18 protein-coding genes are annotated in these 22,416 nt (G+C 53.2%); 3 read left to right on the top strand and 15 right to left on the bottom strand.

Annotation, left to right across the window (positions count from 1 at the left end):
• The first annotated feature begins 158 nt into the window (after positions 1 to 158).
• Both D5398_RS16220 and bsmA read left to right on the top strand, forming a co-directional pair.
• Entirely contained in the window at positions 159 to 2,108 is a 1,950-nt protein-coding gene (locus D5398_RS16220; protein ID WP_120508550.1) for a methyl-accepting chemotaxis protein, read from the top strand.
• A 95-nt stretch (positions 2,109 to 2,203) separates the two neighbouring features.
• Positions 2,204 to 2,515 carry a biofilm peroxide resistance protein BsmA gene (gene bsmA, locus D5398_RS16225; RefSeq protein WP_120508551.1) on the top strand — a complete coding sequence of 104 codons (312 nt, stop codon included), beginning with the start codon at positions 2,204 to 2,206 and terminating at the stop codon, positions 2,513 to 2,515.
• On the opposite strand, the gene D5398_RS16230 is transcribed toward bsmA, so the two are convergent.
• The 15 genes from D5398_RS16230 to nnr form a co-directional block, all read right to left on the bottom strand.
• Positions 2,516 to 4,147, bottom strand: a complete 1,632-nt coding sequence (locus D5398_RS16230; protein ID WP_120508552.1) for an isovaleryl-CoA dehydrogenase — start codon at positions 4,145 to 4,147, stop codon at positions 2,516 to 2,518.
• A 137-nt stretch (positions 4,148 to 4,284) separates the two neighbouring features.
• Positions 4,285 to 5,028 carry a 23S rRNA (guanosine(2251)-2'-O)-methyltransferase RlmB gene (gene rlmB / locus D5398_RS16235; protein ID WP_095923693.1) on the bottom strand — a complete coding sequence of 248 codons (744 nt, stop codon included), beginning with the start codon at positions 5,026 to 5,028 and terminating at the stop codon, positions 4,285 to 4,287.
• Between the two features lie 97 nt (positions 5,029 to 5,125).
• The gene (gene rnr, locus D5398_RS16240) at positions 5,126 to 7,624 is read right to left on the bottom strand and encodes a ribonuclease R (protein WP_120508553.1); all 2,499 of its coding nucleotides are present in this window, start codon (positions 7,622 to 7,624) and stop codon (positions 5,126 to 5,128) included.
• 41 nt (positions 7,625 to 7,665) lie between these two features.
• Complete coding sequence (nsrR, locus tag D5398_RS16245) at positions 7,666 to 8,091, bottom strand: nitric oxide-sensing transcriptional repressor NsrR (protein WP_120508554.1); 426 nt, start codon at positions 8,089 to 8,091, stop codon at positions 7,666 to 7,668.
• A gap of 228 nt (positions 8,092 to 8,319) precedes the next feature.
• Positions 8,320 to 9,618 carry an adenylosuccinate synthase gene (locus D5398_RS16250; RefSeq protein ID WP_120508555.1) on the bottom strand — a complete coding sequence of 433 codons (1,299 nt, stop codon included), beginning with the start codon at positions 9,616 to 9,618 and terminating at the stop codon, positions 8,320 to 8,322.
• 144 nt (positions 9,619 to 9,762) lie between these two features.
• Positions 9,763 to 9,963: a DUF2065 domain-containing protein gene (locus D5398_RS16255; RefSeq protein ID WP_120508556.1), complete on the bottom strand. Its 201-nt coding sequence runs from the start codon at positions 9,961 to 9,963 to the stop codon at positions 9,763 to 9,765.
• A gap of 94 nt (positions 9,964 to 10,057) precedes the next feature.
• Positions 10,058 to 11,059 carry a protease modulator HflC gene (gene hflC / locus D5398_RS16260; RefSeq protein WP_120508557.1) on the bottom strand — a complete coding sequence of 334 codons (1,002 nt, stop codon included), beginning with the start codon at positions 11,057 to 11,059 and terminating at the stop codon, positions 10,058 to 10,060.
• 2 nt (positions 11,060 to 11,061) lie between these two features.
• Positions 11,062 to 12,369 carry an FtsH protease activity modulator HflK gene (gene hflK / locus D5398_RS16265; RefSeq protein ID WP_120508558.1) on the bottom strand — a complete coding sequence of 436 codons (1,308 nt, stop codon included), beginning with the start codon at positions 12,367 to 12,369 and terminating at the stop codon, positions 11,062 to 11,064.
• A 33-nt stretch (positions 12,370 to 12,402) separates the two neighbouring features.
• Entirely contained in the window at positions 12,403 to 13,707 is a 1,305-nt protein-coding gene (gene hflX, locus D5398_RS16270; protein ID WP_120508559.1) for a ribosome rescue GTPase HflX, read from the bottom strand.
• 98 nt (positions 13,708 to 13,805) lie between these two features.
• Complete coding sequence (gene hfq / locus D5398_RS16275; RefSeq protein WP_013573763.1) at positions 13,806 to 14,114, bottom strand: RNA chaperone Hfq; 309 nt, start codon at positions 14,112 to 14,114, stop codon at positions 13,806 to 13,808.
• A 114-nt stretch (positions 14,115 to 14,228) separates the two neighbouring features.
• Positions 14,229 to 15,170: a tRNA (adenosine(37)-N6)-dimethylallyltransferase MiaA gene (miaA, locus tag D5398_RS16280; protein ID WP_120508560.1), complete on the bottom strand. Its 942-nt coding sequence runs from the start codon at positions 15,168 to 15,170 to the stop codon at positions 14,229 to 14,231.
• Positions 15,163 to 17,088 (bottom strand): DNA mismatch repair endonuclease MutL, encoded by a 1,926-nt coding sequence (mutL, locus tag D5398_RS16285; protein WP_120508561.1) that lies wholly within the window; start codon positions 17,086 to 17,088, stop codon positions 15,163 to 15,165. Before mutL ends, miaA begins: the two co-directional genes overlap by 8 nt.
• 34 nt (positions 17,089 to 17,122) lie before the next feature.
• Positions 17,123 to 18,877, bottom strand: coding sequence for an N-acetylmuramoyl-L-alanine amidase AmiB (gene amiB / locus D5398_RS16290; RefSeq protein WP_120508562.1), 1,755 nt, complete (start codon positions 18,875 to 18,877; stop codon positions 17,123 to 17,125).
• A 7-nt stretch (positions 18,878 to 18,884) separates the two neighbouring features.
• Positions 18,885 to 19,352, bottom strand: coding sequence for a tRNA (adenosine(37)-N6)-threonylcarbamoyltransferase complex ATPase subunit type 1 TsaE (gene tsaE / locus D5398_RS16295; protein ID WP_120508563.1), 468 nt, complete (start codon positions 19,350 to 19,352; stop codon positions 18,885 to 18,887).
• Between the two features lie 10 nt (positions 19,353 to 19,362).
• The gene (gene nnr, locus D5398_RS16300; protein ID WP_120508564.1) at positions 19,363 to 20,877 is read right to left on the bottom strand and encodes a bifunctional ADP-dependent NAD(P)H-hydrate dehydratase/NAD(P)H-hydrate epimerase; all 1,515 of its coding nucleotides are present in this window, start codon (positions 20,875 to 20,877) and stop codon (positions 19,363 to 19,365) included.
• Here nnr and queG point away from each other — a divergent pair.
• The gene (gene queG / locus D5398_RS16305; protein ID WP_120508565.1) at positions 20,876 to 22,030 is read left to right on the top strand and encodes a tRNA epoxyqueuosine(34) reductase QueG; all 1,155 of its coding nucleotides are present in this window, start codon (positions 20,876 to 20,878) and stop codon (positions 22,028 to 22,030) included. The two genes, nnr and queG, sit on opposite strands and share 2 nt — an antisense overlap.
• Positions 22,031 to 22,416: the final 386 nt, after the last annotated feature.

Here is a 22,416-nt window from a genome sequence, read left to right on the forward strand (position 1 = left end):
TCTTTTTTCTGAGCATTGCCCTTAATTCAAATTCACATATTTATGTTTATTTCCTTGATTTGGATCAATTTATATTGAAATAAACAGTTACATTTGATCATTAATCCTTTCCCGTTTTCCGCCGTTAGTGCGCTATCAGAAGCTAACGGAAAAATCCCATGAAAACGTCATCAAAACGCGCATTTCGCAGCTGGAGCATTGGCGCAAAACTGGCCAGCATCGCCTCTTTGCTGGTCGGTTCGTTATTTATTATTTTCACTTTGTCACTGACTCACTCCGCCGGTAAACAGGTGAATGAGCTCGCCGTCAATGCCATTTCCGAACAGGTGACCGGCGTGGTCGACATGATTGAAATGTACAACGCCAGCCTGAATGCCGAGGTGGATAGCTATACGCGACTGTTCAGCCATTTTCTGCCAGAGAATTTCGAACTCGATACTGCCAGTCCGGTGATGGTCGGCGAACAGTCCTCGCCGGTGATTAAAGCAGGCGGCACACCGCTGAATCTCGACAGTAAAATCCCCGATGATTTTCTGGCCCGCACCGGCGCAATTTCTACGGTATTCGCACGCCGCGGCGATGATTTTATTCGCGTGACCACCTCGCTGAAAAAGCAGGATGGCAACCGCGCCATCGGGACTCTGCTCGACAATACCAGTCCGGCCTACGCGCAGATTATGACCGGACAATCCTTCAGCGGTCTGGCGACATTGTTCGGCAAAAAATACATCACCAAATATCAGCCGGTGCGCGACGCACAGGGCAGCGTGATTGGCATTTTGTTCGTGGGTGTGGATATCACTAAAGAATACGCCGACATGCGGTCCAAAATACTTTCCAAGCGGATTGGTGAACAGGGGTATTTCTTTGTGCTCAACAGTGCGCCGGGGAAAGATCTCGGTAAATATCTGGTACATGCGACAGACGAAGGGAAAACGCCTGCCTGGCCTGAAGGAGAGCTGCAACAGGTGATGGCGCAACCGAACGGTCAGCATGAATACACCGATACTGCCAGCCATCACCAGCAATTTATGGTGTATGCGAATGTACCCGCCTGGCACTGGGTGGTCGTCGGCAGCACTGATAAAGACAGCCTGATGGAGCAGGTGAACAACACCCGCAATCATTTCCTGCTGATAAGCCTGCTGGCGCTGGCCTGTTTTGCAGCGCTGTTCATCTGGCTGACGCGCAAACTGGTCAGCCGCCCGCTCAGCGACGTGGTACATATCGCCCAACAATATGCCAGCGGTGACCTGCGCGCGCGGGCTGAAACCCGGCGTATCGATGAAATTGGTGCCCTGATGCATGCGATCGACGGTATCGGCCACGGGCTGGAGAAAATTGTCGGAGAGGTACGCCAGGTTTCGTCGGAAATCATGCTCAACACCCAGGGACTGGCGCATGACAGCGAGCAGATCAATCAGCAGATTGGCACGCAGGCCAGCAGTCTCGAAGAAACGTCAGCCAGCATGGAGCAGATCACCGCCACCGTACAAAATACGGCAGACAACGCCACGCAGGCGACTCAGCTGGTGCAGCAGACCGACAAAGCCGCTACCGTCGGTGCCGATGCGGTGAATCAGTCGGTTGAAAGTATGGAGGCCATTAAGCACGCCTCAACGCGCATTGCGGATATCACCACAGTTATCGAAGGTATCGCCTTCCAGACCAATATTCTTGCGCTCAACGCCGCGGTAGAAGCCGCCAGAGCCGGTGAACATGGCCGTGGCTTTGCGGTTGTCGCCTCGGAAGTCCGGGCCCTGGCGCAGCGTAGTTCCAATGCGGTGAAAGAGATCGAAACGCTGGTCGCCGACTCCCTGAGCAAAGTTGAAGACGGACACCAGAGTGCCGCCAAAACGCAGGCGAATATGAGCGACATTTTGCAGGGGATCCGTCAGGTGAAAGTGCTGATGAGCGATATCGACGTGGCATCACACGAACAGTCTTCCGGTATTTCGCAGGTGAATATTGCCATTATGCAGATTGGGAAAGCGACGCAGGAAAACGCCACACTGGTGGAAAATTCACAGCAAACCGCGGCGGCACTCAGCGAGCAAGGGCGTCACCTCTCCCAGCTGGTCAGCGTCTTTAAAATTTCCGAACGGTAAAACGTGGATCGCGCGGCAATTAACACCGTGCGCACTCGCCAGCAGACCGGTGAAAGGGCTACACTCAGACTATCGCCCCTTTACCGGATATCACGATGAAATCCCTCCGAATCCCCGCTGCGCTGCTTTTACTGGCTGCGCTAAGCGGTTGCAGTAATCTGATGCAAACCACGCCGGTTGCACCACCTGCCGTGACGGCCAAAGCGCAGGAAATTACCCGAGCGCAGACATCCACACTGACCAAAATAGGCAGTATTACCGCGGATGTGATGGGCAGCCCGATGGATGTTGAAGCCGAAATTCAGCGTAAAGCCGATGCCGCTGGCGCGCATTACTACGTGATCATGTTTAACAGTGAAACCATTATTCCCGGCCGCTGGTATTCGCAGGCAACGTTATACCGCTGATCATTCAGCGCCGATCGCGCGGTTGAGCAACTGCTGGCATAAACGTTCAGGCAATAACGTTTCGCCGCGCGAATCGAGCACCATTCTGCACCAGGCGTCTGCGACGGGCGGCGAAGCAAATTCCAGCATCTGTGTTGCCGTCATCAGGTTGAACAGCTGACCGGTCAGCCAGCGCCCATGAGGTTCTTCTGCTGTACGCAGGCGTTGTAAAAACTGGCGGGATGCACGATCAAATATGCGGTTTTGGCCGCGCGCCTGATACAACACCTGTTGCAGCATTTCGCCGCTGGCGGGCAGCTTTTTGAGCGTGCGCAGTACATCCAGACACATCACATTACCCGATCCTTCCCAGATACTGTTGACGGGCATTTCACGGTAAATGCGTGGCAGCTCGCTGTCTTCGCAATACCCCATCCCCCCCAACGCTTCCATCGCCTCAGCTACAAAAGGCATTCCCTGACGGCACACCTCAAACTTGGCGGCAGGTGTCAGCAACCGGCAGAGCAGCTGTTCTGCCGGATTGTCCTGTGCGCCGGTCGCCGCCGCCAGACGCATCAGTACCATCGTTTGCCCTTCCAGCAGCAGCGCCATGCGGCTGAGCGTTTGTCGCATCAGCGGTTGTTCGATGAGAGGCTTACCAAAAACCTGCCTCTGAAAGGCGTGGTACAACGCAACCGACAGCGCCCGGCGCATCATGGCGTGGCTGCCCAGCGCGCAATCAAAGCGCGTATGGCCGCCCATTTTCAGGATATGACGGATACCCTCGCCTTCTTCGCCCAGCAGCCAGCCGGTCGCATTCTGAAACTCTACTTCGCTGCTGGCGTTCGAGCGGTTGCCCAGTTTGTCTTTCAGACGTTCGATGCGAATTAAATTACGCGTTCCATCGGGCAGAACCCGTGGCATAAAGAAGCACGAAAGTCCACCATCAGCCTGCGCCAGCACCAGATGGGCATCGCTTTGTGGTACGGAGAAAAACCATTTATGGCCGAGCAGATGATAAGGCTTTCCGCTACCACGGCCTTCCAGCGCCGTCGCCCGCGTAGTGTTACTGAGTACATCGGAGCCACCCTGTTTCTCGGTCATGCCCATACCAATCAGCACGCCTTTCTTCTGGTCGCCTGATTGCAGATGCGGGTCATAACGATCGGATAACAGCGGTTTCAGCCAGCCGCTGAATTCCGGCGGCAGAGTTTTTTGCAGCAACGGGATCGCGCCAAACGTCATGGTCACCGGACATAAGGTTCCCGCTTCAACCTGACCGTGAAGAATAAAACGCGCCGCACGGGCTACAGACGAACCAATACGCGCATCTTCTTGCCACGGCAAATTATGCACCCGGTTAGCGATCAGCCCCTGCATCAGCAAATGCCAGGCAGGATGAAAACGCACGTCATCGAGACGCTCACCGCAGGAGTCATAACGCAAAAGTTCGGGTGGATTGGTATTCGCCAGCCTTCCCAGTTCCAGCGATTCCGCAGAACCCAGCTGTTGCCCCAGCGACGCCAGCACATCGGCATCCCAGCCAGCCTGCTGACGGGAGACCGCTTCGCGCAGCGGTGTATCAGATAGGAATAAATTACTGTTACTCAGTGGCTTGGGCTGATTAAAAACCCGATGTGTTTCCCAGTTCATCGCCTGCTCCCTTTCAAAAGGACATGGCCTAAGTATGGTAAAAATCGGGGAATTAACAGGCGGGCGGATCACAAAGGCAGAAATGCAAACGGGAGCCCGAAGGCTCCCGTTTTAATCAGCGACTGAATAAGCAGAAATCAGCTTTTCTTCAGGCCGCGCTGACGTACCGCTTCGAAAAGGCAAACACCGGTTGCAACAGAAACGTTCAGGGAAGACACGCTCCCAGCCATTGGGATGCTGATCAGTTCGTCGCAATGTTCGCGGGTCAGTCGGCGCATACCTTCGCCTTCTGCACCCATCACCAGCGCCATCGGGCCGGTCATTTTACTCTGGAACAGGTCGTGATCGGCTTCACCGGCAGTACCGACGATCCAGACATTATGTTCCTGCAATACGCGCAGGGTACGCGCCAGATTGGTCACGTTGATCAGTGGCACGTTTTCAGCAGCGCCACTGGCGACTTTCTTCGCCGTAGCATTCAGTTTGGCAGAACGGTCACGCGGGACGATCACGGCGTGAACACCGGCGGCATCCGCAGTACGCAAACAAGCGCCCAGGTTGTGCGGATCGGTAACGCCATCCAGCACCAGCAGGAACGGACAATCGAGGCTTTCCAGCAGCGCAGGCAGATCGTTTTCCTGATACTGACGGCCTTCGCGCACGCGCGCGATAATGCCCTGATGCACGGCACCCTCGGATTTATCATCCAGCCACTGACGGCTCGCCACCTGGATCACGATACCGCTGGCTTCCAGCTCGTCGATCAGCGGTTTCAGGCGTTTATCGTCACGACCTTTCAGGATGAAGACTTCCAGAAAGCGTTGCGGGTCGTTATCGAGTAAGGCTTTAACGGAATGGATACCGTAAATAATTTCGCTCATGATGCTCTTTAAAATAGACTTGCGGACAGCAAGCTGTCCGCAATTTAATTAACAGTAATTGCGGGCGATTCTATCACAGAATAATCACCCGTCTGGCTTAGCTTTCTGCTGACTTTTTCTTCGTACGTTTGGCTTTGGTTGCCGCAGCAATTTTTGCTGTTTTATCAGAAGGCTTCTTAGCTTTCTTCGGCTTGCCGTCTTTACCGACCGCGCCTACCGCTTTCTCTTTCTTCGGCTTGGCAGGTTTCGCGTCATCTTTGCGGAATGCGCTGTCCGGCTCAAAGTTCACATTTTTCTTACCGGTGCGACGTCGGCCAGCATTAGCCGGTGCCGCGGAACGCATGGAGCGTTCGCCGCCTTTTTTAGCGCGATCGCGTGCAGTTTTGCCTTCACCGCGGGCTTTGCGGGTGCTGGAAACCAGTGCGAAATCGATTTTACGTTCGTCCATATGTACGGCTTCAACGCGGATTTCAACGGTATCACCAAGGCGGTAAACCGAACCGGAAGACTCGCCAACCAGACGCTGGCCGATGTTGTCGTAACGGTAATAATCGTTGTCGAGTGAAGACACATGCACCAGACCGTCGATGAACAGATCGTTGAGGCGTACGAAGAAACCAAAGCCGGTGACGCTGGCGATAGTGCCGGTAAATACCTCTCCGACGTGATCTTGCATGAAGTCACACTTCAGCCAGTCCGCCACATTACGGGTCGCTTCGTCCGCACGGCGTTCTGCCATCGAACAATGCTCGCCGAGCTGCAACATATCTTCGTAATCACTGTGCCAGCCACCGGTAGGCGTCCAGCGATCTTTCAGCGTGCCGTGCTCTTTCGCCAGCAGATATTTGATAGCACGGTGAAGCGCCAGATCCGGATAGCGGCGGATTGGTGATGTGAAGTGACCATAAGATCCCAGCGCCAGACCGAAGTGGCCACGGTTTTCCGGATCGTAAATCGCCTGTTTCATTGAACGCAACAGCATGGTTTGCAGCATTTCACGGTCAGGGCGATCGGCCAGTTCATCCATGATCTGAGCATAATCTTTCGGCTCAGGCTTCATGCCGCCGCCCATCACCAGACCCAGCTCACCCAGCACGCTTTTCAGCGCGGAGATGTGATCATCGCTCGGACGGTCATGCACACGGAACAGCGCCGGTTCGTTATGTTTTTCAACAAAACGCGCGGCGGCGATGTTCGCCAGGATCATGCACTCTTCAATCAGTTTATGGGCATCGTTACGCACGGTCGGTTCGACACGTTCGATACGGCGCTCAGCATTAAAGATGAATTTCGCTTCTTCAGTTTCGAACGCGATACCGCCACGTTCTGCGCGCGCTTGATCCAGCATTTTGTACATGGTGTGCAGCTCAAGCAGGTGCTTCACCAGCGGCGAATATTGCTCGCGCAGTTCCGGATCGCCTTCGATGATGCGCCAGACTTTGTTGTACGTCAGACGCGCGTGAGAGCTCATCACTGCTTCGTAGAATTTAGAGCTGGTCAGCTTGCCCTGCGCAGAGATAGTCATCTCGCAGACCATACACAGGCGGTCTACCTGCGGATTCAGGGAACACAGGCCATTGGACAGCACTTCCGGCAGCATCGGGACAACCTGCGACGGGAAGTAAACGGAAGTCGCACGGCTGCGCGCTTCATCGTCCAGCGCGGTGCCGTGGCGGACGTAATAGCTCACGTCGGCGATTGCCACCCACAGGCGCCAGCCACCACCGCGTTTTTTCTCGCAATACACCGCATCATCGAAGTCGCGCGCATCTTCACCATCAATGGTGACCAGCGGCAAACTGCGTAAATCGACACGGCCCTTTTTCGCTTCTTCCGGTACCTGTTCGCTCAGGTCTTCGACCTGTTTCAGAACCTGTGGCGGCCAGACGTGCGGGATTTCATGGGTGCGCAGCGCGATATCTACCGCCATGCTGGTTCCCATTTTGTCGCCGAGGACTTCAACAATTTTGCCGACCGCTTTGGTACGTCGCGTCGGACGCTGTGTCAGCTCGACCACAACCATGTAGCCCATGCGCGCGCCGTTAATGGCGTCGGCCGGGATCAGGATGTCAAAACTCAGACGGCTGTCGTCAGGCACCACAAAACCGGCACCGGCATCAGTAAAGTAACGGCCAACAATCTGGCTGGTTTTCGGCACCAATACACGCACGATGCGCGCTTCGCGGCGGCCTTTACGGTCGGTTCCGACCGGTTGTGCCAGTACCACGTCGCCGTGGATACACATTTTCATTTGTTCAGCAGAAAGATACACATCATCTTTCTTCACGCCTTCGAGGCGCAGGAAACCGTAACCATCGCGATGACCAATAACCGTGCCTTTCAGCAGGTCCAGACGCTCCGGCAGCGCGTAGCACTGGCGGCGGGTAAAGACTAACTGGCCATCACGTTCCATCGCGCGCAGACGACGGCGCAGGGCTTCCAGCGCTTCTTCTCCGGACAGATTCAGTTCGTTACCGATCTCTTCCCGGCTGGCTGGAGTTTCGCGTTTCGCGAGGTGTTCCAGGATAAATTCACGGCTGGGAATAGGTGATTCGTATTTTTCTGCTTCTCGTTCCAGGAATGGATCTTGTGACATAGCGGTTCCTCCGTTGTCATCAGCAGTTTGTTGAAAGTCTTTCATTCAACAAGCAATAATTTGTAGAGCGTTGAATTATCTTTGACCATATCGGCCAGAGTGTACTGATTCAGCTCATCAAGGAAATGTTCTACAGCAGTGTGCAGCACTTGTTTTAGCCGGCATGCTGGCGTGATGTGACAAAAGTCGCTGGCGCAATTGACCAGCGTGAGAGGTTCCAGTTCGCGCACCACGTCGCCAATGCGAATGGTCTCTGCGGGCTTGCCCAGTTTTATACCCCCGTTCTTTCCCCGAACGGCAGTCACCAGGCCAACACGGCTCAACTGATTAATGATTTTCACCATGTGGTTGCGCGATACACCGTAAACCTCGGTGACCTGCGAAATGTTGGTCATCTGATCCTCTGGCAACGACGCCATATAAATCAATGCTCTCAAACCATAATCAGTAAAACTCGTTAACTGCACACATACCTCTGGGTAGCTATTTACCCGGTCTTTCCACGTCAGCAATGACAACAGGGTGAAGATGATTGTTTATTATGACACTTTGATGATAAACCAGCCGCGAACTTTGCAGCTAATCATTTAGATAGTGGATGGTTTATGGAAAGTACACAAGAGAAGGGATTCAGAAAAAAATAAACCGGGCAGTTTTGCCCGGTTATGACGTTTTTACGCAATCAGCTCAGGCTGTTATGCGTCAAACGGGTCGCGCAGGATCATGGTTTCGCTACGATCCGGGCCAGTAGAGATAATATCAACCGGCACTTCTGTCAGCTCTTCAATGCGCTTGATGTAGTTCAGCGCTGCCTGCGGCAAGTTTTCTACTTCTTTCACGCCGAAGGTGGTTTCGGTCCAGCCTGGCATGATTTCGTAGATTGGCTCGATACCTTCCCAGCCTTCAGCAGCCAGCGGAGTGGTGGTCATTTCGCGGCCATCAGGCATACGGTAACCGATACACAGCTTCACTTCTTTCAGACCGTCCAGCACGTCCAGTTTGGTCAGACAGAAACCAGACAGGGAGTTGATCTGCACAGAACGACGGACAGCCACGATGTCCAGCCAGCCACAACGACGGCTACGGCCAGTGGTCGCGCCAAACTCGTTACCTTGCTTGCGCAGGAACTCGCCGGTTTCGTCGAACAGTTCAGTTGGGAACGGACCTGCACCCACGCGGGTGGAGTAGGCTTTAACGATACCCAGAACATAATCAACGTAACGTGGACCAATACCTGAACCGGTAGCAACGCCGCCAGCTGTGGTGTTGGAAGAAGTCACGTACGGATAAGTCCCGTGGTCGATGTCAAGAAGCGTGCCTTGCGCGCCTTCGAACATGATCAGATCGCCACGCTTACGCGCGCCATCCAGCAGCTCAGAGACGTCAACAACCATCGCCGTCAGGATGTCGGCGATAGCCATCACATCATCTAACGTTTTCTGGAAATCAACGGCTTCTACTTTGTAGTAGTTAACCAGCTGGAAGTTATGGTAATCGATGATTTCTTTCAGCTTGATAGCGAAAGTTTCTTTATTGAAGAGGTCACCTACGCGCAGACCGCGACGGGCAACTTTATCTTCATAAGCCGGGCCGATACCACGACCGGTAGTGCCGATCGCTTTATCGCCACGCGCTTTTTCGCGCGCCATGTCCAGAGCGACATGGTAAGGCAGGATCAGCGGGCAAGCTTCAGACAGTAACAGACGTTCGCGTACAGGGATGCCACGAGCTTCAAGTTCGCCCATTTCTTTCATCAACGCGTCAGGAGCCAGAACAACACCGTTGCCGATGATGCTGGTCACGTTTTCACGCAGAATGCCAGAAGGAATTAAATGAAGAACGGTTTTTTCACCGTTGATAACCAGAGTGTGACCGGCGTTGTGACCGCCCTGATAGCGCACAACATATTTAGCCCGTTCAGTAAGCAGGTCTACGACCTTGCCTTTCCCTTCATCACCCCATTGAGTGCCGAGTACGACGACGTTCTTACCCATCTCAAGAATCACCAGGTTGCTTAAAAAAGGATTCTAACATCTCACTCTGTGCTTTCCAGCACTTTTAGCACACGTTTGCGGGAAAAATTTTAATTGCGTGCTACGCGTCTCAGCAAGACGTGACACCAGGGTTGTAACAAACTCTCAGCCACCCAGACGACTACGCAACATGTAGTAAATAACGAAGCCTGCCACCACAAGTCCCCCGCCAAAACGCCGTAAAACGGAGTCCGGAAGATTCGCCAGTGAGAGGATCATTTTTCTCCATGTTTTGGGGTAAAGCATTGGCCCCAGACCTTCAAGAACCAAAACTAACGCCAGCGCCAGCCAAATTGTCGAATTCATGTTGAGTGTCTCAGTGCTTCCCTTGCGGAAAATTATACCGGTTTCAGAAAAGACAAAAGGCCCCTGAAGGGCCTTTTGGAAATTGCATCAGCAATTATTTGGTCTTTTGGTCAGGTGACTTCATGAAGCGGAAGAAATCGCTGTCAGGGCTCAACACCATGACGTCGTTACCGCTCTTGAAGCTCGCCTCGTAAGCACGCAGGCTACGAATGAATGCGTAGAAGTCAGGATCCTGACTGAATGCATCAGCAAACAGTTTCGCCGCTTCGGCATCACCTTCACCGCGCGTGATACGGGCTGTACGTTCCGCTTCAGCCACGGTACGGGTTCTCTCGTAATCCGCCGCTGCCTGAATCTTGGTCGCTTCTTCTTTACCCTGAGAAATGTGACGCAATGCAACCGCATTACGCTCAGCACGCATACGATCGTAAATCGCGCTGGACACTTCTTCCGGCAAGTTGATTTGTTTCAGACGGACATCGACAACCTGAATACCCAGCGCCGCCATGCTGTTCGGGTTCACCGCAGGCTGTTTGCCTTTAGTTTCCTGCTCAACACGTTTGGCCGCAGAGGCAATCGCATCATCAGCTTCTGTCGTCGCTTCTGGCTCATCACCTACGCTACCGGTGTTCAGCGCATCACGGACGTCCAGCGTCAGACGACCACGGGAATCGGTCACGATGTCTTTCACATCCAGACGACCAATTTCAGAACGCAGACGGTCACTGAATTTACGTTTCAGCAGAATTTCAGCCTGAGAAACATCACCACCGCCTGTTGCCAGGTAGTAGCGGCTGAAATCACTGATACGCCATTTCAGGTAAGAATCGACGATTAAGTCTTTCTTCTCGCTGGTCACGAAGCGGTCAGCCTGGTTATCCATAGTCTGAATACGCGCGTCGAGCATTTTAATGGATTCCACAAATGGAACTTTAAAATGCAGGCCCGGTGCATACACCAGCGGTTTGTTATCGCTGTCACGCAGGACTTTACCGAAACGCAGCACGATCCCGCGCTGACCTTCCTGAACGACAAACAGTGAAGCATAAAGCGCCACCAGCACCACAACGACGATAAGTAAAAATGACTTACGCATTGTTATTCTCTCCCTACGCGAAGTGTATCGTCACGCTGTGCGTTTGCACGGCGCTGATCCATGACACTGCCAGACGAACGGGAACTGCTGGTACCGGCATTGCTTTTGCCATTACTGCTGGTTAAACCCGGAACGGAAGGCAACAAACCTGATTCATCATTTTTGCTGGTGTCATTGGCTGCTGCATTGCCGCCACGCAGCATCTGATCCAGCGGTAATACCATCAGGTTATTCCCTTTGTCACTCACCAGAACTTTACGGGTGTGACTGAGGACTTTTTCCATGGTTTCAATATAGAGACGCTCACGGGTGATTTCCGGCGCGGCTTTATATTCAGGTAACAGTTTGGAGAAACGGGCAACTTCACCCTGTGCTTCCAGAACAGTACGGTCTTTATAGGCTTTTGCGTCTTCCAGTAAGCGTTGTGCTTCACCGTTTGCCAGAGGCTGGATCTGGTTCGCGTAAGCTTCTGCTTCACGAATAGACTGTTGCTCTCTTTCACGGGCAGCGATCGCGTTATCGAAGGAAGCTTTCACTTCTTCCGGCGGACGCGCGGTCTGGAAGTTGACGTCCTGAATGGTGATACCCATTTTGTACGGACGAATGGTTTCTTCCAGTACACGTTGGGTATCGCTGCGCACGGTGGTACGGCCTTCAGTCAGGATTTTATCCATCGTGTATTTACCGATAACGCCACGTAATGCGCTGTCCGTTGCCTGGCTCAGGCTGTCGTCAGGGTTGGCGACGCTGAACAGATAGGCTTCAGGATCCGTCACGCGGTACTGTACGTTCATTTCAACGCGCACCACGTTTTCGTCAGAGGTCAGCATCACGCCAGATGCAGCAAGCTCACGTACCGATTCTACGTTTACTGCGCGGACCTGGTCGATGAAGGTCGGTTTCCAGTTCAGGCCCGGCTCAACCAGATGGCTGAACTTACCAAAACGGGTCACAACGCCACGTTCGGCTTCTTTAATGGTATAGAAACCTGTTGCAGCCCAGATAACCACCACCGCTGCGACCGCGATGCCGGCAATCCGGGTGCCACTCATTCCATGACCGGAACCGGTTGGCGTACCGTTATTGTTGCTGCCGTTGTTATTATTGTTGCCTGAACCTTTTCCACCGAAACCACCCAGCTTTTTGCTGAGCTTACGGAAGATATCATCCAGATCAGGTGGCCCCTGATTGCGGCCGCCCTTGTTGTCATTATTTCCACCAGAATTTCCACCAGAGTTGCCGCTATTATTATTGCTGCTGCCCCAGGGGTCGCGGTCCTGTCCGTTATTACCGGGCTGATTCCACGCCATGTTATAGCTCCATTATTCTATGATTGGTGTTCTTCAGGCCAAATCAGACAGGCTCTGGTTGCGGACATAGCTTTCCAGTTCCTGCTCTTGTTTGCAGAGGCGGCGCCAGTCAACGATGGGCATTCGCACCATCAGACCAATACTGCCATCCTCTTCAATCCATTCTTTTTCAATTGCCTGAAGCTGGTAAAAACGGCTACGAAGGCGGCCTGCTTCCGGCGGCAAACACAATTCATGCTGCGCGATTTCGCCAGAGAGTCGCTCCGTTAATGCCTGAAAAAGCAACGGAATGCCTTCACCTGTCACGGCTGAGAGCCAAACTCTGACAGGCAAATTCTCCTCATTGCGGTCGATACGCGGGACAAAATCATCCAGCATATCTATTTTATTCATCACTAACAGCGCAGGAATTTCATCTGCTTCGATCTCTGCCAGCACCGTATTCACCGCGTCAATATTCTCCTGAACACGGATGTCAGATGCATCAATAACATGTAATAACAGAGATGCCTGTCGGGTTTCCTGCAACGTTGCTTTAAAGGCCGCAACCAAATCATGGGGCAGGTGACGAATAAACCCTACGGTGTCCGCCAAAACTGTTTCCCCGACATCTGCCACCATAATGCGGCGCAGCGTAGGATCGAGCGTAGCAAACAACTGATTGGCCACATACACATCGGCCTGAGTAATACGATTAAAGAGTGTGGACTTCCCGGCGTTGGTATATCCAACCAAAGACACCGTCGGAATATCCGCACGAACGCGTGAACGGCGACCCTGTTCACGCTGCTTAGCCACTTTTTCAAGACGGCTGAGGATTAAAGTAATTCTGTCGCGCAGTAAACGGCGGTCAGTTTCGAGCTGGGTTTCACCCGGACCACGTGCGCCAATACCGCCGCCCTGTCGTTCAAGGTGCGTCCAGCCGCGAACCAGTCGGGTAGCAATGTGGCGTAATTGCGCCAGTTCTACTTGTAACTTACCTTCGTGTGTTCGGGCCCGCTGGGCAAAAATATCTAATATCAATCCGGTGCGGTCGACAACGCGACATTCGCATAAGGCTTCCAGGTTTCTTTCCTGGCCGGGGGACAAGGCGTGATCAAACAGGATGACAGAGGCGCCCGTTGCTTTGACGGCATCTGCGATTTCTTGGGCCTTTCCTTCACCGACAAAGTATTTTGGGTGCGGTGCCTTACGGCTCCCGGTGACGACTTGCAACGCCTCTACACCTGCAGAAGAAACCAGCGATTCAAATTCGCTCAGGTCTTCCGTGTCTTTGTCTCGCGAGAAATAGATATGAACCAGTACGGCCTGCTCACCGGCTTCATAACGGTCAAACAAGCTTGCGACCTCTCATTTGGGAAAAATTCGCCAGCCGGGGGTACATAAGCATAATCGGAATACTTATGAACCCCTTCGTGGTTGACCAACGTTGCGCTTTATTCAGCGTCATCGTTTTCCTGCTGCGGCTGTTGCGCAGACGGAGTACTACCTTGGTGGTAATTGTTGGTGCTGCCCGAACCTGGATTATTGCTATGGTGTGACACCGGGCGGGAAGGCACTACGGTGGAGATAGCGTGTTTATACACCATCTGGCTTACCGTATTTTTTAACAGAATGACAAACTGGTCAAAAGACTCAATCTGGCCTTGCAGCTTAATACCATTCACCAAGTAAATAGAAACCGGAACACGTTCACGACGCAATGCGTTCAGGAACGGATCTTGCAAAGATTGCCCCTTAGCCATTCTATCTTTTCCTTATTAGTTTGTTGTTTGTAACTTTGAGCCTATCGGCTCGAAAATAAATCACATAAAAAATTTGCGCGCTGAGTACTCATCAATTGTACACAATCACCCAACCTATGCACTAACAACCTGAATTACACGGTTTAAGGCCTCTTCTGGCTTCTCAGAATCGAGCCATTCGACACCCTCCCAACCCCGCAACCAAGTCATCTGACGTTTGGCCAGCTGTCGTGTCGCGCAAACACCACGATAAACCATTTCATCGTAATCGAATTCACCAGATAAATATGACCACATCTGGCGATAGCCTACACAGCGAATAGAAGGCAAATCGGTATGCAAATCGCCCCGAGCTATCAGCGTCTTGACTTCGTCTTCAAAACCATTGGACAACATCTGACTAAAACGTTCCTCGATCCGCGCATGTAATAATTCACGGCGGGTCGGTGCAATCGCAAACTGATGAACGCGATAGGGCAATGTTTCACCCGAAATTTTAGTCAGTTCCGTTAAAGTTTTACCCGAAATAAAAAAAACTTCCAGTGCTCTGGACAGTCTCTGCGGATCATTCGGATGAATTCGCATTGCCGCCACCGGATCTATCTCGCGCAATTGGTCATGAAGTGCCTCCCAACCCTGCTCCCCCGCCTGCTTTTCGATACGTTCACGAACCTCAGGGTCAGCCGGTGGCAACGGGGAAAGTCCTTCAAGCAATGCCTTGAAATAAAGCATAGTCCCACCTACCAATAACGGGATCTTATTGCGTGAGGTTATTTCCGCCATTTCGCGTAATGCGTCGCGACGAAAATCAGCGGCGGAATAAGCCTGAGCCGGATCCAGAATATCGATCAGGCGGTGCGGTGCCTGCGCCAGTTCTTCCGCCGTCGGCTTGGCTGTACCGATATCCATCCCACGATAGATTAAAGCAGAGTCCACGCTGACTAACTCAACAGGAAGATGGTTTATCAGCGACATCGCCAGTGCCGTTTTACCGGATGCGGTCGGCCCCATAATAAAAATCGCCGGGGGTGCGGAGTTTTTTTCAGAATCAGTCATGCTTAAAAGCCGCCAGCGCGGGCTGTAAATCAAGAGGTTGCAGAAGTCCGGACGGGGGCGATTTCACCAACTGCGGGCAAAGACGCTCAACATCCGTGAGTAATTGTATGGCTTGTGAAATCGTCCATATCTCGTGCTCGCAGCCACAGTGGCGGGCAAACCACATGGCTACCGCATCAGAAGTCACCTCCTGCTGAACAGCAAGGTAACCTAACAGATCAGGTATCAACTTTTGTAAATTTTGTTGGCGTAATGGTAAAGGTACCGCGCGAACCGTCACACGATGCGACTCATTGAGCATTTCTAAGCCAAAATGCTGCAACATCGTCTGATGCCGCGCCATCACAGCGGCCTCTTCTTTACTCACATTCAGTTTCAGCGGGATCAAAAGCGGCTGTGGGCGTAACCCTTCATCCCCAGGCGTCAGCTGCGCCCATTTCAGCCAGCGATCGGCCACCGGCAATGACAGCAACACCAACTGTTTGCCGCGCTCAAGCAATGCATATTCCGCCGAACAGACCGTCAGTACACGCCCAAAACTCTGGCTGTGTGATTCCAGTGCCGGTTCCGCCAGTGTACGGGCCGCAGGTGCAGCAGGCTTAGCGGGCTGTGCCGCGACCGGCGCGGGTTCTTGCAATGAAAACGACTCAGATGCCGACTGCAACAATCGCCCGTAAGCCTTGCTTTCAGAAGGATTATAAGACGGTTCATTGCTGCGAAAAGCAGGCTCGCGTGGCTGGCTGGCACGTGCCGTTTCAGGAAACACATTTTCACGCGGCTTACTGTTTTCACGTTCACGCACTGATGGTGATTGGCGTTCTGCCGGTTGCGAGAAATGGTTTCCGCCCGCGGCCTGGCGGTTTTCCTGCTGCCAGCGCGGCGTATCTTCCTGTAACTGCGGTTCATCCAGCACAGGCGCCCCCGCCTGCTGTAATACGGACATCACGGCCTGATAAATAAAATCATGCACCAGCCGAGACTGGTGGAAACGCACTTCATGTTTGGCTGGATGCACATTCACATCCACCTGATGCGGATCGACATCCAGATACAAAACATACGCGGGCTGCTGATCGTCTTTCAGCTGATCCTGATACGCCTGGCGGATCGCGTGATTTATCAGGCGATCTTTCATCATGCGGTTATTCACGTAGCAATACTGCATGTCCGTCAGGTTGCGTGAACCGGCCGGATCCGCCACCCAACCGCGTATCGCCAAATCGCCGTGACTCCACTCCACTTCCAGCGCGTGCTCGACAAACGTCGGGCTGCAAATACTCGCCAGACGGCGGGAAAACTGCGAAGGATCTTTGACCGCGCGATACTGACGAATGAGTTTGCCGTTGTGACTGAGATTGACGGAAACGTCAAAGCGCGCCAGCGCAATCCGGCGGACGACTTCATCAATATGAGTAAATTCGGTTTTCTCGGTGCGCATGAATTTACGGCGGGCGGGGGTGTTGTAGAACAAATCCAGCACTTCCACGGTTGAGCCCTGCGGATGCGCCGCCGGTTTGACGGTGACCGCCATATCGCGCCCTTCGGCGTAGGCCTGCCAGGCTTCATTTTGTTCAGCCGTGCGCGATGTCAGGATAAGGCGCGAAACCGAGCTGATGCTTGCCAGTGCTTCGCCGCGAAAGCCGAGACTGAGAATAGCTTCGAGATCGTCAAGACAGGTAATCTTACTGGTGGCATGACGCGCCAGTGCCAGAGCCAGATCGTCTTTGCCAATCCCACAGCCGTTATCGCGAATGCGGATAAGTTTGGCACCACCACGATCGATATCAATATCGATGCGCGTTGCGCCCGCATCAAGGCTATTTTCCACCAGCTCTTTCACCACGGAAGCCGGCCTTTCGACAACTTCGCCCGCTGCTATCTGGTTAGCAAGTTGCGGCGGCAGTACCTTGATCGGCATAGCGGCTCCTGTGGCAGGCGATTATAAACCGCCCTTAAGTCTGTGGAATAGTTAAGGTTTGGCCGAGCTGTACCTCGCCAGACTTCATGTGATTTGCGGTTTTAATGTCATTCATACTGACACCATATTTACTCGCGATTGCCGACAACGTATCACCACGTTTCACTTTATGTTTTGCCGGTTTCTTCGAGGCTTTTGCCGTTGTTCCGGAAGATGTGCGGGTGCCCGCGGGCACTTTCAATCTCTGGCCGACCCAAACCCCGTCTTTTTTCAATTTATTAAGGTCACGTAGCGCCGCATTGGTCGTGCCGTAGCTGTTCGCGATACCGGTCAGTGTTTCGCCGCGGGTCACTTTATGGATCTGCGTGGCACCGGCTGCACCGGCGGTCACTTCAATCGGCCCCGGCTGACGGGTGGTGCTGGCTGCCGCGCTATTGTCTGCTGCCGCCGCTGCTGATGAGGCCAGCAGCGGGCGGTTTTCGACCTTTGGGCCGTTTTGTATCGGATGCGACTGGAAATAATTACGCAGACCGATGTGAATGGCCCTCGCAATTTTATCCTGGTACGCGCTGCTGCCCAGCAGCCGCTCCTCAGTTGAGTTACTGATAAAGCCGGTTTCCACCAGCAATGAAGGAATATCCGGCGAACGTAATACGCCCAGACTGGCGTGCTCCGGTTTCGCTTTATGCAACGAGCCGACGGAGCGCAGTTCACGCAGAACGCGGGTTGCGACGTCGTAACCTACGCGTTGTGAATGCCCGAACTGCAAATCGAGCACGGCCTGACTCAGATACGGGTCGGATGCAGTATTCGCCAGCACATCACCCGCGCCGCCGAGCAGTTCGGATTGCTTCTCGTGCTGCTCCAGCCAGTTACCCATTTCGCTGTTCGCACGGCGGTTCGACAATACCCAGACCGATGCACCACGCGCGCTGCGGCTTGGCGCGGCATCGGCGTGAATGGAAACCAGAACGTTGGCATTTTTCTTACGCGCGACGTCTGAACGTCCCATCACAGAAATAAAGTAATCGCCGTCACGGGTTAATACCGGCTGGAACATCGGATCAGCATTCAGAATCGCCTGTAATTTGCGGGCGATAGCGATGGTGACATTCTTTTCTTTCAGGCCGCCCGCGCCGATAGCACCGGGATCCTGTCCGCCGTGACCGGCATCAATCGCGACAATGATTTTGCTGTCACTGGTACTGACGGTTGAGGAACGCGAGTTATCCGGTGCGACAGTCGTGGAAACCACTTTAGTCTGATCGTTGGTAAACGGATTAGATTTAGAGGACGGAGTGACCGTTTTGCCTGCATTAGGCGAAGGCGTATTGGTGGCCGTTACAACCGGCGCAGTTCGGCGCGGCGCGGGCGCAGAGGCATTCATAGTCAGCACGACCGTATACTGGCTGCCGTCTTTTTGTTTCGTCGCGTTGGTTCTGACTTTCTGATTCAGTTCAAACACCAGGCGCTGACTTTGTGCATTGGGTGGCGTACTGGCACGCACACGCGTCACCAGATTCTGACCATTGAAATTGAGCGGCAACCCTTTCATCACGCCGTCCTGGCGGATATCCATCACCACACGTTCAGGATTATGCAGCGGGAAAAACGAGTAATCCGGCGAACCGTCAAACGTAATCGTGACTGTCGACTGCGTCTGCCCGTTGGAAACATTGATGTTTTTCATACCCGCCGCAAAAACCGGCGATGCCAGCACGGCAGACAACATCAGCGTCGATAGCAACATCGCCGCTGAAGTAAACAGAGAGGTAAAACGTAAATTCATCGCGTGATCATCCTTGCTGTTGAACACGATGCAGCAAATTTATGCCAGAATCAGAAACCGCCACCAGCGTCGCGGTGCGCCCGGTCTGGGAATAATCCAGCGTCAGTTCAATATCCGGTTCGGGTAACACGCCAGCGCCCTGCTGCGGCCATTCGACCAGACAAATGGCGTCTTGTGCGAAATAATCGCGGATCCCCATAAACTCCAGCTCTTCCGGATCAGCAAGACGGTATAAATCAAAATGATAGACGGCAATCGTTTCCAGCTGATAAGGCTCAACCAGGGTGTAAGTCGGGCTTTTCACATTGCCCTGATGCCCCAATGCCTGAAGAAATCCCCGGCTAAAGGTTGTTTTACCGGCTCCCAGGTCGCCATAAAGATGGATAACCGTTGAGCCTTCGCAGGCTTTCGCCAGAGAAGCACCTAGTTGCAGCGTTGCCGCTTCGTCGGGTAAAGAGATATTAAGTTGATTCATTCAGTGATATCTATTTCTTCAGGTCTGGATTAACTAACGGGGCAATCACCGCTAAAAGATCAGTTGCCAGCATTCCGCGCGTTCCCTGCCGGTGGGCAATTTCGTCTGCGGCAGCGCCATGTACGACTGAACCCGCGCAGGCTGCATCAAATACATTGAGTTTCTGAGCCAGCAATCCGCCAATGATACCAGAAAGCACGTCGCCCATACCGCCGGATGCCATTCCGGCATTGCCGACATCCGCCACTGCCATTTCACCCTGTTCACTGGCAATCAGGCTGCCTGCACCTTTTAGCACCACCACGCCGCCATAATGCGCCGCGAGTTTTTGCGCCGAAAGTAAGCGGTCACTCTCAATATCCTTCACGCTGCAACCGAGTAAACGGGCGGCTTCGCCAGGATGAGGCGTCAGTACGCGATTTTGCCGTTTCCGTGGATTGATTGCCAGCAGGTTAAGCGCATCAGCATCCCATAAGGCCGGTTTATCCCACTTTGCCGCGCGATCCACTGCCTGTTTACCCCATTCTTTCTGGCCTAAACCGGGGCCGATGACGAGTACATCCGCCCATTCAAGCCCTTCATCAAGTGATTCTGCGCTCAGTTCCTGCACCATCAGCTCAGGTCTGGCCGTCAGTAAGGGACCGGCATGCTCTTTGTGAGTGAGTACTCGCACCAGTCCGGCACCAGTACGCAAAGCCGCTTCCGACGCCATACGGATCGCACCGGCAAATCCTGTATCGCCGCCCACCACCAGCAAACGTCCGTGCTCACCTTTATGAGAACACGGGCGGCGCGGATGCAACCATTGACTAAGCTGCGAAGCGTCAAGCCGCTGCAATGCCGCAACATGCCCACTCAGCCAGCTTTCCAGCCCAAGCGCATCACAATGTAATTTGCCGGTGTAATCGCGCGCCTGACCGGTCAGTAAACCGGGTTTCAGGGCAATGAAACTGACGGTGTGCGTGGCGTGTACCGCCTTCCCCGCTGTCTGACCGGTCTGCGCATCAAGACCCGAAGGAATATCTAGAGAGATGACAGGCAAAGACGCCGAATTAATGGCAGCAATCAGGGAATCATAAGGTGCGCGCGGCGCAGAGGATAAACCGGTGCCAAGCAAACCATCGATAATCAAATCGGTGTCGTGCGGCCACGCGGATTCGGCTGCACTGACAGCTCCGCCGCCTTTCAGCCAGCCCTGTCGCGCCGTCTCTGCCTCTTCCGGCAAGGGTTTATTGCCTTCCACGGCCAGCAGGGTGACGCGTATTCCGGCGGTTTTCGCCAGACGGGCGATTTCGAAACCGTCGCCGCCGTTATTGCCGTGACCACATAAAATCAGCCAGTGACGCGTTTGCGGAAACTCACGCTGCGCCAGCAAAAACGCGGCTTTTGCCGCACGTTGCATCAGCGTAAACAGAGAAATCCCCGTTTCCTGCGCGGCCTGACGCTCAGCTTGTCGCAGCCAGTCAGCAGAAAACACGGAATGTGGTAAACTCGCCTCGTTTCGTTTTTCACGTTGGTTCGTCATGACACTCCCTCTCGATCTCGTTCAACTGGCTCAACATATCAAGCAATGGGGCCAATCGCTAGGCTTCCAGCAGGTTGGCATCTGCGATACAGACTTATCTGTCGAAGAGCCCCAACTGCAAGACTGGCTTGATAAACAATATCATGGCGAGATGGACTGGATGGCACGCCACGGCTTGCTACGCGCCCGTCCGCATGAATTATTGCCCGGCACGTTGCGGGTGATCAGCGTGCGCATGAACTATCTGCCCGCCAAAGCCGCCTTTGCCAAAACCCTGAATAATCCGCAACTCGGTTACGTCAGCCGATATGCCCTGGGGCGCGACTATCACAAAGTGTTGCGCCAGCGGTTAAAAAAACTGGGCGACATGATCCAGGCGCACTGCACTGAACATGCTGACCAGAATGTCACCTTCCGACCTTTTGTTGATTCCGCACCGGTCATGGAACGCCCGCTGGCAGCGAAAGCCGGTCTTGGCTGGGTTGGTAAACACTCACTTATTCTTAACCGTGAATCCGGTTCGTGGTTCTTTCTCGGCGAACTGCTGATTGATTTACCGCTACCTGTCGATCAGCCGCAGGAAGAAAAGTGCGGAAAGTGCGTGGCCTGCATCACCACTTGCCCGACCGGTGCCATCGTCGCGCCTTATACCGTTGATGCCCGGCGCTGTATTTCCTATCTGACTATCGAACTGGAAGGCGCGATACCGGAAGAATTTCGGCCTCTGATGGGTAACCGCATCTACGGCTGCGATGACTGCCAGCTGATCTGCCCATGGAACCGTTATTCGCAACTCACTGATGAAGAAGACTTTAGCCCGCGCGCCGCACTGCATGCGCCGGAGCTGATTGCTTTATTTGGCTGGACGGAAGAGAAGTTTTTACGCATTACAGAAGGGTCGCCGATACGACGTATCGGACATTTGCGCTGGCTGCGCAATATTGCGGTGGCGTTGGGCAACGCGCCCTACTCGCAGGAAGTGATGGATTCTCTGCATTCGCGTGAAGGGGAAAATACGCTGCTGGATGAACATATCAGCTGGGCTATCGCGCAACAGGTAGAAAGAAGAAAGGAACATCGTGTCGAAGTGCAAACATTACAGCAGAAACGGCTGATCCGTGCGGTGGAAAAAGGTTTGCCAAGGGATGCATAACTTTTCCCTGAAGACTATGATCCGTATTGCATAATTTTCTGTGCATAAAAATAAAAATGCTTTGCCAATCAAGTGCAAAAAAAAGAGCAAGAGATCGTCATAACGTTTCGTTATAAATTCATTTTTATTTAAATCAATTAGTTAGATTTTGGCAATATGGCAAGCGCAAAAAACAGACAGTGTAAAAAAACAACTAAACCTGTGGATAAGTCTGTTTAAAAAAATAATACAAACCGTGTAATGATTGTTTCATTCGCGCACGAAATATGCACCAGAAAGGCATAAAGAAATGATTTTATATCGAAGAAGAAATTTGGAGCGGGAAACGAGACTCGAACTCGCGACCCCGACCTTGGCAAGGTCGTGCTCTACCAACTGAGCTATTC

This window comes from Rahnella bruchi (genome assembly GCF_003614975.1).
GTDB lineage: Bacteria > Pseudomonadota > Gammaproteobacteria > Enterobacterales > Enterobacteriaceae > Rahnella > Rahnella bruchi.